Here is a 13,729-nt window from a genome sequence, read left to right on the forward strand (position 1 = left end):
ACCCGGCTGCGCGCCCGCTACGGCCGCTCCTGGCGCCGCAAAGCACCCGTCGAAGCACTCATGCCCCTCAAACTCACCCGCTACGGCATCCCGCTCGCGAGGACCGTGCCCTCGGAGAAACTGCGTGCCGACGCCCCCGCGATGCTCGGTGAAGACTTCTCCGCGGAGCACTCCCCGCCGGACAACCTCCCGCCTCGGGGACCGAAGAGCGCCGAGGAGTTCCCTCCGCAGCCTGGAGCTGCTGCAGGGAGCCGTCTGCGCAGGAGGCTCCTGCCGGCCCCGGATGCGGGCCGGGCCGTTGCGGCGGGGGAGGGCCGTACCTCCCGTCCGGTGGTCGAAGCACGGGTGGCGGGGGAGGAGGCCGCTTCCGGAGCTACGAGCACGGGTTCGGGGGATCGTCTCCCCGGGGGGCCTGGGCGCGAAGCCGAGCCGGGCACCCCCGGCAGCACCGCGGTACATGCGCGGACACCGGGGGAGAGCAGGGACAGCCGACACGGCGACACGACGGCCCCGGCCCAAGGCCGACAGCACACAGCCGTTCCCCCGCAGGAGCAGCCCGAGAGCGCCGTCAGCCGGGAACAAGAGCCGCGCGCGGCCGACCAGTTGCTGCAGACGGCGGGGGAGCGGAGCCCGACTATCGTCGACCGCTACTACGAGGCGTGGGCCCAACTCACCGACAAGCTGGGGGCCGAGCCCGATGTGCAGGACCTGTCCGACCACCTCTGGGTGAGGGGCATGTCAGGCCGGGGCGGCGGCCGGATCAGTCCGAGCACGCTGCGCCGATACCGCATGGGCTGGCGGATCTACCGGGTGTGGGCGCAGTACCTCGAGGACCACGGCGGTGCGGAACCGTCTCTCGGCGAGCTGGAAGAGCTGTGCGCGGAGCACGCCATCCGGTCCAAGGGCGGACGAGGAGAGCGACTGGCGCAGCCGGATCTGCAGGGCCACCTCCCCGACTTCCGACGCCGCTACGCGGCCCTCACCGCCCGGTGAACAGTCCGGCAGGCGCGCGGAGCCGTAGCTGGACGCACCTGCCGGACTGCGGACGCATATGGCCGCTGTCACCTCCGGCCGCGTGAACCGGTGGCACTCAGAAGCAGCGTCTGTTCAGCTGCCCTCGGCGTCGTAGGCACTCGGCAGGTAGCTGACGCTCGCCACGGCAGAGGAGCCGCCCCGTTCGGCATCCCGGACCGCCGAGGCGATGACCCGCGGGCCGACCCGGTAGAAGGTCACCCGGCCCATGCGGTAGGACACCTCCAGCCAGCCGTCCTCCACCAGCCGGCGGATGCTCTTGCCGGTATTGGGCGGACTGAGTTGAACGGCCTGCGAGATCTCCTTGGCCGTCTTGCGCACGGTCTCGCCGAGCGGCACCGCCGTCGCGTAGTAGCTCAGCACGCGAAAGTCGGCTCCGGGAGCCTCGGCGGTTCCCAGCAGCAGAGTGTGCATCAGCTCAGGAGTGAAGGGCAGTTCGGACTGCGGTGTCGCGGGAAAGGTCACACGGCCTCCTTCTTCCGGGGTCCCGGTGGGGCCTTCGGCGCGGGAACCACCGGGTACCGGGCGTCCCGGACGGCTCGCGTCTGGTCGGATGCCGAACCGTCGTAGGCAGCCCGGGGGTTGATTCGGTAGAACTTCATCCGGCCCACCTTCTCGGCCTCCAACAACAACCCGCCGGCATGGAGCCTGCCCACCGACCGGGCCACCGTATCGGGCCGGATGCCGAGGGTCTGCGCGATCTCCTTGAAGGTCATGCGCAGAGGTTCGGCGCGCTCGGGCGAGTGCGCCACGTAGAACCCGAAGATGTCCCGGTCGTTCTGCCGGTAACCGCTGTCCTTGTGCCAGACCTTTCTCATCAAGGACTTGGCGACGTTCACATGGCGTCCCGCATAGGGCTGCCAGTCGTACCGGACCCCCGGCAGTACCGGCCTCTCCCGCACCTCTCCCTGCTGGAACGATTCGCGGCCCAGCAACTCGAGCTGCACGATCTCGCCCGTCCCACGGTCGACCGCCGGTAGCCGCCGGGCTGCGCTCGTCTGCCCCATACCCCTCCTCTCACCTGCAATGTTGCCCATAGGCAACACGAATACGAGGACCCTACTCAGCAGTTGCCTATAGGCACGTCACTGCCGAGTCACAGCTTCTCACGGCGGCGAACTGAAATCGAACATTGATTGCCTATGGGCAACTGCAACATCCGAAAACGCAACTCGAAACACGGAACGGAGCTATTTCACAACGCCTTGACCTGCAAGAACGCCGTTCCTCTCTAAAAGCACAGACCCGCGCCACCAGGCGACCTGCAGCTACCGACAACCACATCCACTGACCCACGCCGCCTCACTGCGGCACCCGGGCACTGCACGGAGCAGGCGGCTCCGCCGCGAACTCCGCGTCACCATCGCGGACATCCGCGGGTCAGTGGTCCACCACGTATGAGGGCGGCTCCGCCGCGACAGCAAAACCTTCACCTGCACTGTCCAAGCCGAGGTCCTGCACACCACCCCGAGCGCAGCAATGACAGCCGGGCCGTCCCGGACCCCGTCACCGTCTCTCGTAAGGGTGAGTCAGCCTAGGCACTTTGGTGACTACCGGTGCCTCGAGTACGAGCTTCTCCACCCAAGGCCACGACACGGCAGCGCACACACAGCCCTTCCCCTCCGACAGCAGGCCGCCCCTCCGGACAACCTGAACCTTCCACACCAGGACAGGAATCCGCTATCGACGCTTGCCGTGCTCCGACAGGGGCGCTGGCATTGTGGCCCAAGCGATCGGCAACTGCAGGCAGACCGGCTTGATGGCCGCCCTCCGGCTCACGGCCCCGCCTTCGCGCGCTTTCGGCCTCCTCCAGGGCGGCCAAGCGGGCGGCCAGCGCCTGGCCGCCCGCCGAAGCGCCTGCCTCAGCGGCATCAGTACGGGCCCGCGACACTGCCCGAACGACCGCCTCGCGCGCCACCGTCACCGGGACACCGGGCACCGTAGCCCAGCCCCGCACAGCCATCTCGACCAGCTCGGAGACCTCCTCGGCGACTGCCTTCGACTGCCGTGCACATGCAGCGCAGGGCTCACCCTCCGCGTCCCGCGCAGCGCCGCACAACTCACACGGCGCCGAGGCCTGGAGGCTTTGCTGCGCTTGCCCGCCACGGTGAGTCAACTCGGCCCGCCTGTCCTTCTCACGCTCCGCACAGGCACGGCAGACCGATCCGTCCTCCAGGCGGCCCTCCTCACACTGAGGATGGGGACACGGCCCTGCCCGGACCAGGGCAACCGCCGCCCCCACCGGCCTTCTGAGCGCTCCGACAGCCAGCAGCCGCCCGTACCCGTGGGAGACCCACCGGCGCCGGACCCGTTCCACCAGCCGACCCGAACTCACCACCTGCAACTCCCGGTCGATGGCAGTGACGAGCGCGCGCGGGCGGTCCGTACGCGCGGTGGCCCGCAGTGCCTTTCTGAGATCACCGGGAAGGGCCAGCAAGACCTCTTGCACCTGGCCGCTCACGAGGAACGGTTCACCGGGAGCCCGCCCCCGATCGCCCGTGCGCTCCCGACTCCCTGTCCCGCCGCCCGCAGGAGCCTCCCGGCGTTCAGATGTCACGCCGGACACCGACGCGTCGTCCGGGGGCCGGGCAGTACCGCCCAGCGCGGTGCTGCCCGACTCCGCAAGCACGTACACCGACGAAGCCTCACTCACATCCGACTCCTCCAGCCGAACACGCACCAGGTAGCCGAACTCCTCCAACTCCCCGAGAGCGGCCCTGACCGCCGCAACGCCGTCCGTGGCGTACTCCGCGGCGAGTTCTGGCCCCACGGCTCCACCCAAGCCGCATCCGTGCGTGGAGATCAGCCCGAACAGCCCCTTTGCTCTGAAGCTCAGCCTCTTGTCCCCAAAGACAAGGGCACACAGGCGCATGAGGGCGTCCGTATCCAGCTGTCCAGCCGCCGTGACACGGTGCGTTGAGTCGGATCCCCGGCTGACAGGGGAAGCGGCAGCCATAGCACTCTCCTCTGTGCCGAACCGCAGTGCGGAAGCTCGAGAAATGCGGAGCCTCGCCCCGGTAGGGACCTCGCGACCGCTACCGGGGGAAAGGACCAGCGCCGACAGTTCGTGAGCAGGGCAGGCCGACCCGCTACCACGACGGCCCCGCTGTCAGGCGGGCATCAGAAGGAGTGCGGATCCTCGCGCCTGCCTTCGAGCCCAGCACAGTGGAGCTCACACCCCACGGTTCACACAACACATTTGACGGCGCATCTGGTCACAGACATCAACCCAAGTCCCAAGCGTGACAATGGAGAGTGGGCCAGAACCCGAACGAGTGCCAGAACGCCTGGCCGTCCCGCCGCGGCATGGCTCCCATGCCCCGAGCAACGGCAACCGTCCCGAACTCAGGACCGCAGCCCACTGCTCACGTGCCCGCTGCGCAACCGCATCACGGTGGTGCCGCGTCACCTCAGTGACCAACAGGGCCGAGGGGGACACGACATGGTGCGAGGGAAAGCGGACAGCAAGCGCACGCACTGCGTCAGCGTGCGGCTGAACGCCGAAGAACTGGCACGCTGGCAAGGAGCCCGCCAGCAGACCGAGCGCAAGGAACTCGGCGCCTGGGTCCGCGCCGTCGTCGAGGAATCCCTCAACGGACATCCCGGAGTCCCCGGCGACGTCCCCCGCGTGCCCGAGACCAACGAGAACGCCTACACACACCTGGTCCAGGCAGCACAGGACCTGCGAAGCCTGATCGCCCTCGCCAGCGAGCAGGGAGCCGCACTCCCCCCAGACACCGACGCCACGCTCGCCCGGCTCGGCAACGCGGCGCTCCAGGTGCGCGGCCTGCCCGCGGCCCCCGAGAGCTCCACCCGGCCGTCACAGTGATCGCCAAGATCACCAAGGGGCGCCGTGCAGACCGCGCCCTGCGCTACGACTTCGGCCCCGGCCGCGACGAGGAACACATCAACCCCCGACTGGTGACGGGCAACGTCCCCGGCACCGTCGAACAACTGGCACATCTCATCGACACCCATACCGCCCGCCGCAGCGACATATCCCGCCCGATCTGGCGCTGCGCTCTGCGCGCCGCTCCCGACGACCCCCTCCTCCCGGACACGACCTGGGCCCGGATCGCCGAGCGCTACGTCAGCCGGATGGGATACGGCAACTGCCCCTGGGTGGCCGTGCGGCACGGAGACGACCACATCCACCTCACCATCAGCCGAGTGGACTGGACCGGCCTGCTGGTGCGGGATGCCTTCGACTACCAGCGCTCCTGGCCCGTCGTCCGCGACATCGAGCGGATCTGGAAGCTGGTCAACGCCGAGGAACGCAGCAACCGTGTCGCTCCCCAGGTCACACGCCCAGAGCGCGCCGCGAGCAGGAGCAGGGGAGCGCCCCGCCCCGAGCGCGAAGAACTCCGCGTCCGTATACGCGCCGCCCGCGACGCGACCCGCGCCCGGGGGAGGAGCGCCTTCGAAGGAGCCCTCACCGAGGCCGGAGTGGAATGGCGCAGCCACGCCACCGCCTCCGGAGGCATGCGAGGCTACTCCTTCAGTCTGCCGACCTGGCAGGACCGGGAGGGCGGACAGATCTGGATAGCCGCCTCCAAGGTCGCCAAAGACCTGTGCTGGCCACAACTGCATGCCGACCTCGCCCCCGGCTCCGCCCCGGATCCGGCCCCCGGCGGCTGCACCTGAGGACGGGCTCAGCCCGCTGTCAGAGCGCCACGGGACACTGGAGGCAGGCCCGGGCACCGGCCGGCCTGCCGGCATACCGCCCGCGAACGTGTCATGCGGAGGGGAAGCGCTGTGAGTCAGAACCGTGCCGACTTCGGCCCCGTGCAGCTCGCCCGCTGGTTGGGCATCGAGGAGTCACAACTGCGTCGTGCGCAGAACCGGGGGCTGATCCCGCCGCCTGATATCGACGACAGACGCTGGTCCTACGCCCTCGCCAGGACTCTTCCGGACCACGTCGACGAGATCGTTGCCGCCCTCGAGCCGCGGCGGGAGGAGCCTGCGGTTCCTGCACCTCCCGCAGCCGCCGCAGCCGACAGTGGTCCGGCCGTTTCCCGGGCGCGTGGCGCGCACCGGACGGAGACGTTCGGTCCGGTGCAGCTCAGCCGCCATCTGGGCCTGAAGAAATGGCAGTTGCAGCGTGCTCGGGAGAGGGGGCTGATCCCGGATCCCGACACCGAGCAGCAGCGCTGGTCGAAGGAGTCGGTCGCAGCCCTTCCGGACAGGGTCGAGGAGATCCTCGCCGCCGTCGGCGACCACCCCGGCCTCGGCTCCGAGAAGGCTGCGGAGCATCTGGCACAGCGGACCGGCCTGGAGGTGGAGCGGGCCGACATCCAGTTGCTGGCCGAGCAGGGCATCCTGCGGCCCGTCGGTGACTTCCGCGGCTGGCCGCTGTACGCCATCGAGGACCTGGACGGCCTCGACCCGGCGGATGTCACCGCGGCCATATCCGACCGGCACGCCTGGGTCGAGGCGAGCCTCAGCAGTGCGGAGGCCGCACAGCTGCTGGGCTGGCCAGTCGGAAAGTTCGAGGTCACGGCCGAGCGCAACGGGCTGACGCCGGGGCGCTTCGGCCGCTACGCCCGTGGGGGAGTGGAACGCCTGTCGGCGCGGTAGCGCCGCCGGCCGGAAGAGACGCGCAACGCCGAAGGGGCGAGGGAGCATCTGGCTCCCTCGCCCCTTCGGCGTGACAGCGACTCACTACCTCTCGTAGCCCCCGGTAGAGAGGTAGTGAAAGGAAGAGAGCGAGCTATGCAATAGGGCTTCGCTTATGCGGAACGGCGGTATCCGATGCCGGTCAGCTCCAGGCTCCGCCGGCTCGCTGCAGGCTCTGCGGCATCCGTCGCGAAGACGCTGGGAGGTGTGGTGGCAAGCGGCGTCGAGTGGGTGAGTCCGTGGAGGTGGTGGCTACGTACACCGCCGGAGAGTCGCTGCCCGCAGGCTGTGGTCGAACCGACCGGTGGCGGCGCATGCCAACTCGGTTCGCTGCCATTGCCACGTCCCCGACGAGGGGCTTTGGTGAACGCACGTCCGTGGCGGAAGTTCGAACATCCTGCGCTGTGTCGGTAGTGGCCGAGGAGCCTGCGCGCGCCGACTGCCAGCAGCCATGACGATGGCCCTGAGGAGGGCGGAGGCTCCGAGCAGCGGCGACCTGCTGCTGCCGGTGGTGGCGAGGGCCACGGCGGCATCCGTGACGATGCGCGCGGGGCAGGTTCCGTCTCCTCGCGGAGGGCCGCTGTCGGCCGGCTTGCTTCCATGAGGGTGCGGGAAGACCCGGTCGGCGATTTCACGGCGGCGCCGACAGCGCAGGCCCACCTTTTGGAACGGCGCCGGTTGGACCACCGGGTGGTCGGAGCCTGGGGCCGACGGGAGGCTTCCTGCCAGCCACCTCATCCCCGTCTCCGAGATGGCCACTTGGTGTCGCAGTACGGCCCACGGACAGCGGGAAGTTCTCTGCTTTGCAGTGAGGAGACGCAGTACGCCCGTCGGCCAGCGGCCGACGGCCTGTGAGGTCGAAGACGTAGGCGGCCATGCGACCCACACGGTGTATGTCGTTGCCCGTGCCGAGGGGCCGTGCTCGTCCGTGCCCGTATCAGCGGGCCGTAGGACCTTCACCCGGGGGCCACGAACCGCGAGGCGACATCCCGAGTCACCCGCGTACGCCGTTGGTGCTCCTTGTGAACCGGGTGGGCGGTCCGCAGCGGTGGCACCGGCCGGGTCCTTCCCGGCACTTGAGCCTGGCAGACCCCCTGGGTGGCCGCAAGAAGAGCACTTGCGGCCACCCAGGGGGCCCGCCGGACGGCTCGTGCCGGGAAGGACCCGGCGGGCGCCACCGCCGCAGCGCGGGACGTCCACGCAGTTCACGAGGAGCTGATGAGCATGTCAAAGAAGTCGACCCCGGGTGACGGTGGCGGTCACGGTCTCGGCTCGAAGGGCTTCACCTTCGGTGAGGCGCCCCGCGGCGGCAAGGGCTTCCTGGCCCGGCTCCGCCAGCTGACGGGTCTCTCGGTCACCAAGTGATCGACTGGTCCGCAGGCTTTCGGAACGGGGCTGGTGACACCGCGGCGAACCCGCTGGTGATCGCCGGCCCCGTTCCGGGGGTCGATCTGCGTTCGGTGGGGCTGTTGCTGGCCCCGCCCGTGCTGTCGGGCGAGTTCGTGCCCGTCAGCTTCTGGGAAGGCGTCGAGCGTCTGAGCCCCCAGCCCGTCACTCCGAAGCCGTCACCGCTGGGTCTGCACGCGGCTTTCTCGGACGCTCTCCGGGAGATGACCGCCCAGGCGCGGGGCATCGGGGTGATGGTCTCCGGCGGGCTCGACTCGCTGGCCGTGCTGCTTCATGCGTGCGCGGTCGCCGAGGGCAGGCGTGTGGTGGCCTTCACCATCGACATTCCCGACGACGTCGGCGGAGGCGCGGTCGCAGAGGTCAAGCGGTTGCTCGACGCCTTCGACCTGGACGTGGAGCTGGTCGTTCTCGACCCGCGGCGTGACCGGCTCGAGCCGGAGTGGTCGCCGGTGGGGCCCCGGCTCGACGGTTTGCCCGAGGTCCACGCGGCCGCCGCAGTGCGGGCGGAGCACCTGGGGCTCGACATCATCCTTTCCGGCGACGGTTCGGATGAACTTCTCGGCACCCCCCGTTACGCCACGACGGCGATCGCCCGACGGCACGGCCTGCAGGGAGCCCGTCAATACCTCAGGGACGTGGCGGGTACCGGTCCGGGCCTGTTCGGGGAGACCGCTGCTGTCGGTTCGCGTCTCGTGTCCCGCCGGTTGCGTGCTCTGGGGTACTGGGCCGAGAACTGGCCCGAGTGGTGCGATCCGGTGGCGCCGTCGATCCTGGCGGAGCCCTACCGGGCGCAGGCGACGGAGTGGTCGCGCCAGTGGGTGGCCGACGAGGTGGCCGCGCACGCCGCGAAGGGCTGGTCCTGGGCGGAGGCCGACGCGTACGACGCGCTGTTCCCTTACACCCTGCCGCCGCCGGTGGGGCGGGTTCCCGAGGAGTCGCCGTTCCTGCACCGCTCCTTCCTGGAGGCGGCGCTGGCGGTGCCGCTGGCCGACCGGTACGGGCCGGGCCTCCCCTCGAAGTACTGGCGGGGCAAGGCGCTGGTTCTGGACCTGCTGCCGCCGGGCGCGACGGCGAAGCTGTCGCCGCGCAAGCAGTACTACAGCGGTGCGCTCGCAGGTCAGGCCGCACTGCTGGACAAGGACCAGCCGCTGCTGCTCACCGAGGTGGGACTGGTCGATCGGGAACGGCTCGCCCAGGAGCGGGACACGGGGACCCTGATCTACCTGGCCGGCATCGAGCGCTGGCTGAAGGGGGCGCAGCGGCACGGCGCCACGTTCGGCTGACCGGAGAGCTGCCGGTCCAGGTGGGTTGCTGGCCGGGGCGGGATGCCGATCCCGTCCCGGCCCTTTCACGGCAGAAACAGTGACCGGCGAGTCGGTCGGCACGTCGGAGAAGGAGGTCGAGATGAGTGCGAGTCCGAAGGCGGTCGTGACGATGCGGCCGTACGAGAGCGCGGACGAGGGCATGGTCCTGGAGATCGTGAACGAGGACCGGCTCCCCGGTCAGCCTCGGGTCTCCGCCGAGATGCTGGCGGAGGCGCTTGCGGGGCGGTCGGAGATCGACGCGGGGTGGTGGGCGCTGCTGGCGCCGGTGCGTACGGATGTGGCGGTGGACGGCTCGGGCCAGGTGGTCGGAGTGGTGTCGTACGCGGTGCATGCCGCGGAGCCGGTCGGGTTCCTCCTGTGGCTGCACTGCCGGGAGGACGAGTCCCTGGCGACGGCGCTGGTGGACCACGCGTGCGTGGAGCTGGGCACGGATTCCGTGCGTGCCTTCGACTTCGCATCGGCACTGACCCGGGGGCTGGAGGCGCTGCCCGTTCGGCGCCGTCAGGCCACCCACCGGGCCTTGCAGAAGGCGGGGTTCACGGGGGAGAACCTGTGGCGCTACATGCGGATGCCTCTGGAGTCGCGGGAACTTCTGCCCCGCAGTACCGGGGTGAGGGCGCGGCAGTGCGAGGACGGCAACTTCGAGGTGCGGGTTCGTGACCGTTGGGGGCGGAAGACCGGTGAGGTCGTCGTCGGTCCCCCCGTGGCGGGAACCGGCGTGCTGTGGTGGATCTCCGTCGAGGAGCGGGCGCGGGGCCGTGGCTTGGGGCGTGCGCTGGTGGGTTCGGCCCTGGACCTGCTGCTGGAGCAGGGTGCCCGTGAGGTGATCCTGTACGTGGACGACGGGCCCCGCGCGGAGGACGACCGGAGCGCTGCCAACGCGCTGTACGAGTCGGTCGGGTTCGTCGAGGTCGACCGTCTGTGGTTCTACACGCGGGGTCCGCGGCCCTGAGCCGGTGCGGCAGAGGAGGGCTGCGGTCAGGGCCGGGGGCTTGCCGGCCGGGGTGTTCTCCAGGCCTCCGGCGGTGAGGGGCGACCACTGCTGTGGTGCGGGCCTCTGCGCCCCCTTCCCGGTGCCTGAGCCTGCACCACGCCAGGGCGGGGGGGGGGGGGGGGGGGGGGGGGGGGGGGGGGGGGGGGCGGCCCCCCCCCCCCACCCCCGTCGCGTCCCCCGTTCGGGCGTTGCTTCTCCTGTGGTTCCCGTCCGGCTCTACGGTGGTGAAGGCTGCCCGGCGTGGCGGGACCGGCCGCCGCCGGAAGAGAGGACTGGTTCATGGGAAGCGAGCCGGACGCTGACCGTGGGATCCGCCGGACCGGTCCCTGCGCGGCCGAGACCCTGGTCGCCGTCCGCGGCTGCCTTCCCTTCGTGGCGGTCGGCATCGGCGCGCGCGGCACGGTCGTGCACTGGGGCAGCGGCGCGAGCGCGCTGTTCGGACACCGCCGCAAGGACGTGCTCGGCGCCCCTGCGGCCGACATCCTGCCGGTGACGGGCGCGTTGAACGCCTCCGCACGCGCGGGCGACCACCACTGGCTCGACGGCGCCGGAGACCTGACGGGGTCCGGTGCCGCCATGGCGGGGCGGGCCCGCCTTCCGGCGCCCGGTCGGGACCGTGCCGATGTGCTGTGGTGGAGCTACCCGCTGGCTGCTCCCGCGCCCGTCCGGCTGCTGGTCCTCGCCACCGGTACCGCCCGGCTTCAGCGGCAGCGGGCGCTGCGGGGGACCAGGATCGTGCCCTCGTTCGGCCACCACCGCTGGTTCCCGGAGGCGACCGAGCTGGGCGCGCGGCTGCCGCGGATGCTCGGCCGTCCGGGACGCGCTGCGGCGGCACCGGCGGCCTCCCGGATCCGGGAACTGGGCTGTCCCGTGGTGGAGGTGCATCGGCCCGTGAGCCCGGACGATCCCACGCTCGCGGCGTTGAACGCGCAGGTCAGCGGTGGATGCGGGGAGGATCCTCGCCTGCCCGGGTGAAAACAGGTGGTGTGGACCAGTGGAGTTATCCACAGGGGTGTCCTGGCGGTTGGCCACCGCGTAACGTGCCGGACATGAAGATCCTCATCAGCGCCGACATGGAGGGCGCAACGGGAGTCACCTGGCCGGCGGACGTCCTGCCGGGAACCCCGCAGTGGGAGCGCTGCCGCTCGATGTTCACCTCGGACGTGGACGCCGCCGTCCGGGGCTTCTTCGAGGCAGGCGCTGACGAGGTGCTCATCAACGAGGCCCACTGGACGATGCGCAACCTCCTGCTGGAACAGCTGGACGAGCGGGCCGAGATGATCACCGGTCGGCACAAGGCGCTGTCGATGGTCGAAGGCATCCAGCACGGCGACGTGGACGGCGTCGCCTACATCGGCTACCACACCGGTGCCGGCAGTGAGGGCGTCCTCGCCCACACCTATCTCGCCAACTCCCTCACGGGGGTGTGGGCCGACGGGGTGCGGGCCGGCGAGGGCTTCCTCAACACCCTGGTGGCGGCCGAGTTCGGCGTCCCCGTGGTGCTGGTGACGGGCGACGACCGTACCGTCGAGGACGCCAAGGGCTATGCGCCCGACGCGCTGGGCGTCGCCGTCAAGGACTACGTCTCGCGGTACGCCGCGGTGTGCCGCCCTCCCGCCCGTACCGCGGCCGAGATCCGGGACGCCGCCCGGCGTGCCGTCCCGCTGGCCGGGCGCCGCATTCCACCGGAACCCGAACCGCACACCGTGGAGCTGGAGTTCGACGCCGAGCACCTGGTGGGCGCCGCCACGGTCGTACCCGGTGTCGAGCGCTCCGGCGAGCGCCGTGTGGCCTTCACCTCGGCCGGGGCCTACGACATGATCCGCTGCTTCAAGGCCGTCACGACCGTCGTCTCCGCCGCGGTGGAGGAGCAGTATGGCTGAGCGGGCAGCACGGGAAGAAGGCGGGATGACGACTCCGGTGGAGGACGGACACCTCGACGCGCAGGTCTTCGAGGAGGTGGTGCGGGCGACCTCCGAACTGATCCGGCTCGACACCACCAACCACGGTGCGGGAGAGGGCAACGAACGCTCGGCAGCCGAGTACGTCGCCTCCGCACTGGCCGAGGCGGGCATCGAACCCCGGCTGCTGGAGAAGAAGTCCGGCCGGACCAACGTGGTGGCCAGGATCGAGGGCACCGATCCGACAGCCGGGGCGCTGCTGCTGCACGGCCACCTCGACGTGGTCCCGGCCGAGCCCGCCGACTGGACAGTGCACCCCTTCTCCGGAGAGATCCGCGACGGGGTGGTGTGGGGCCGCGGCGCCATCGACATGAAGAACGCCGACGCCATGGCCCTCTCCCTGGCCCGCGCCTGGTCCCGGGCCGGGGTGCGGCCGCCGCGCGACATCGTCCTGGCCTTCACCGCGGACGAGGAGGACAGCGCCGAGTTCGGCTCCGACTTCCTGGTGCGGGAGCATCCGGACCTCTTCGAGGGCTGCACCGAGGGCATCAGCGAGTCCGGCGCCTTCACCTTCCACGCCGGCCCCGGGATGCGGCTCTACCCCGTGGCGGCGGGCGAACGCGGAACGGCCTGGCTCAAGCTGACCGCCCACGGCCGGGCGGGGCACGGGTCCAAGGTCAACCACGCCAACGCCGTCAGCCGGCTCGCCGCCGCCGTCCACCGCATCGGCGAGCACGAGTGGCCGGTGCGGCTGACGCCCACCGTGCGGGCGGCGCTCGTCCGCCTCGCCGAACTGCACGGGCTGCGCCCGCTCCGCCCCGATGCGCCGGACGCCGAGGTGGACGCCCTGCTCGCCGAACTCGGCCCGGCGGCCGCGCTGGTCGAGCCGGTCGTGCGCAACAGCGCCAACCCCACGGTGCTGGAGGCCGGTTACAAGGTCAACGTGATCCCGGGGACGGCCACCGCGCGGGTGGACGGCCGGATGCTGCCCGGCGCCGAGGAGGAGTTCCACGCCACGCTCGACGCGCTCACCGGCCCCGAGGTGGACTGGGAGTTCCAGCATCGGGAGATTCCGCTCCAGGCACCGCTGGAATCTCCGCTGTTCGCCGCCATGGGCGAGGCGCTGGAGCACTTCGACCCGGGAGCGCACGCGGTGCCGCACTGCATGTCCGGCGGCACCGATGCCAAACAGTTCTCCCGGCTCGGTATCGCGGGCTACGGCTTCACCCCGCTCAAGCTGCCCGAAGGCTTCGACTACCAGGCGCTGTTCCACGGCGTGGACGAACGTGTGCCCGTGGAGGCGCTGCACTTCGGCATCCGCGTCCTGGACCGCACCCTGCTCGGCACCGCAGCGCGGTCCAGCGCCCCCTCCCGCACTTCCGCCAACGGTGGCGACCCGGCCGGCGGTGACCGCACCGCCGGACGTGACGACACGACCCCGTCAGGAGGCTGAC

At 70.9% G+C, this 13,729-nt stretch carries 11 protein-coding genes and 1 pseudogene; 10 read left to right on the top strand and 2 right to left on the bottom strand.

From position 1 onward, the window contains the following. Positions 1-993: pseudogene (locus tag ACFYNS_RS29490) on the top strand (hypothetical protein); the annotation flags it as partial. Between the two features lie 114 nt (positions 994-1,107). On the opposite strand, the gene ACFYNS_RS29495 reads toward ACFYNS_RS29490, so the two are convergent. Together ACFYNS_RS29495 and ACFYNS_RS29500 are read right to left on the bottom strand one after the other, a co-directional pair. Beyond that, on the bottom strand, positions 1,108-1,497 hold the full coding sequence (locus ACFYNS_RS29495; RefSeq protein WP_388605838.1) for a winged helix-turn-helix domain-containing protein: 390 nt from the start codon (positions 1,495-1,497) through the stop codon (positions 1,108-1,110). Next, positions 1,494-2,039 carry a transcriptional regulator gene (locus ACFYNS_RS29500; protein WP_388605840.1) on the bottom strand — a complete coding sequence of 182 codons (546 nt, stop codon included), beginning with the start codon at positions 2,037-2,039 and terminating at the stop codon, positions 1,494-1,496. The genes ACFYNS_RS29495 and ACFYNS_RS29500 overlap by 4 nt, the downstream gene beginning before the upstream one ends. A 2,435-nt stretch (positions 2,040-4,474) precedes the next feature. On the opposite strand from ACFYNS_RS29500, the gene ACFYNS_RS29505 reads away from it, so the two are divergent. From ACFYNS_RS29505 to ACFYNS_RS29545, 9 genes are all read left to right on the top strand, one after another. Then, positions 4,475-4,861 (top strand): hypothetical protein, encoded by a 387-nt coding sequence (locus tag ACFYNS_RS29505; RefSeq protein WP_388605842.1) that lies wholly within the window; start codon positions 4,475-4,477, stop codon positions 4,859-4,861. Next, on the top strand, positions 4,858-5,676 hold the full coding sequence (locus ACFYNS_RS29510; RefSeq protein WP_388605844.1) for a relaxase/mobilization nuclease domain-containing protein: 819 nt from the start codon (positions 4,858-4,860) through the stop codon (positions 5,674-5,676). The genes ACFYNS_RS29505 and ACFYNS_RS29510 overlap by 4 nt, the downstream gene beginning before the upstream one ends. A gap of 111 nt (positions 5,677-5,787) precedes the next feature. Further along, the gene (locus tag ACFYNS_RS29515; protein WP_388605846.1) at positions 5,788-6,609 is read left to right on the top strand and encodes a hypothetical protein; all 822 of its coding nucleotides are present in this window, start codon (positions 5,788-5,790) and stop codon (positions 6,607-6,609) included. A 1,263-nt stretch (positions 6,610-7,872) separates the two neighbouring features. Beyond that, on the top strand, positions 7,873-8,013 hold the full coding sequence (locus ACFYNS_RS29520; RefSeq protein WP_388550810.1) for a hypothetical protein: 141 nt from the start codon (positions 7,873-7,875) through the stop codon (positions 8,011-8,013). After that, entirely contained in the window at positions 8,010-9,338 is a 1,329-nt protein-coding gene (locus ACFYNS_RS29525; protein ID WP_388605848.1) for an asparagine synthase-related protein, read from the top strand. Before ACFYNS_RS29520 ends, ACFYNS_RS29525 begins: the two co-directional genes overlap by 4 nt. A 121-nt stretch (positions 9,339-9,459) precedes the next feature. After that, positions 9,460-10,332: a GNAT family N-acetyltransferase gene (locus ACFYNS_RS29530; protein ID WP_388605850.1), complete on the top strand. Its 873-nt coding sequence runs from the start codon at positions 9,460-9,462 to the stop codon at positions 10,330-10,332. A 321-nt stretch (positions 10,333-10,653) separates the two neighbouring features. Beyond that, positions 10,654-11,349: a hypothetical protein gene (locus tag ACFYNS_RS29535; protein WP_388605852.1), complete on the top strand. Its 696-nt coding sequence runs from the start codon at positions 10,654-10,656 to the stop codon at positions 11,347-11,349. A 74-nt stretch (positions 11,350-11,423) separates the two neighbouring features. Further along, complete coding sequence (locus ACFYNS_RS29540; protein ID WP_360292354.1) at positions 11,424-12,257, top strand: M55 family metallopeptidase; 834 nt, start codon at positions 11,424-11,426, stop codon at positions 12,255-12,257. A gap of 25 nt (positions 12,258-12,282) precedes the next feature. After that, positions 12,283-13,728, top strand: a complete 1,446-nt coding sequence (locus ACFYNS_RS29545; RefSeq protein WP_360292351.1) for a M20/M25/M40 family metallo-hydrolase — start codon at positions 12,283-12,285, stop codon at positions 13,726-13,728. The last annotated feature ends 1 nt before the right edge of the window (position 13,729 follow it).

The sequence above is a fragment of the Streptomyces sp. NPDC006925 genome (genome assembly GCF_042869575.1).
GTDB lineage: Bacteria > Actinomycetota > Actinomycetes > Streptomycetales > Streptomycetaceae > Streptomyces.

What these genes read in the sequence shown, in the direction of transcription:
- ACFYNS_RS29500 (WP_388605840.1), bottom strand. Translation starts at nt 2,039, where the DNA reads ATGGGGCAGACGAGCGCAGCCCGGCGGCTACCGGCGGTCGACCGTGGG.
- ACFYNS_RS29505 (WP_388605842.1), top strand. Translation starts at nt 4,475, where the DNA reads ATGGTGCGAGGGAAAGCGGACAGCAAGCGCACGCACTGCGTCAGCGTG.
- ACFYNS_RS29520 (WP_388550810.1), top strand. Translation starts at nt 7,873, where the DNA reads ATGTCAAAGAAGTCGACCCCGGGTGACGGTGGCGGTCACGGTCTCGGC.
- ACFYNS_RS29530 (WP_388605850.1), top strand. Translation starts at nt 9,460, where the DNA reads ATGAGTGCGAGTCCGAAGGCGGTCGTGACGATGCGGCCGTACGAGAGC.
- ACFYNS_RS29535 (WP_388605852.1), top strand. Translation starts at nt 10,654, where the DNA reads ATGGGAAGCGAGCCGGACGCTGACCGTGGGATCCGCCGGACCGGTCCC.
- ACFYNS_RS29540 (WP_360292354.1), top strand. Translation starts at nt 11,424, where the DNA reads ATGAAGATCCTCATCAGCGCCGACATGGAGGGCGCAACGGGAGTCACC.
- ACFYNS_RS29545 (WP_360292351.1), top strand. Translation starts at nt 12,283, where the DNA reads ATGACGACTCCGGTGGAGGACGGACACCTCGACGCGCAGGTCTTCGAG.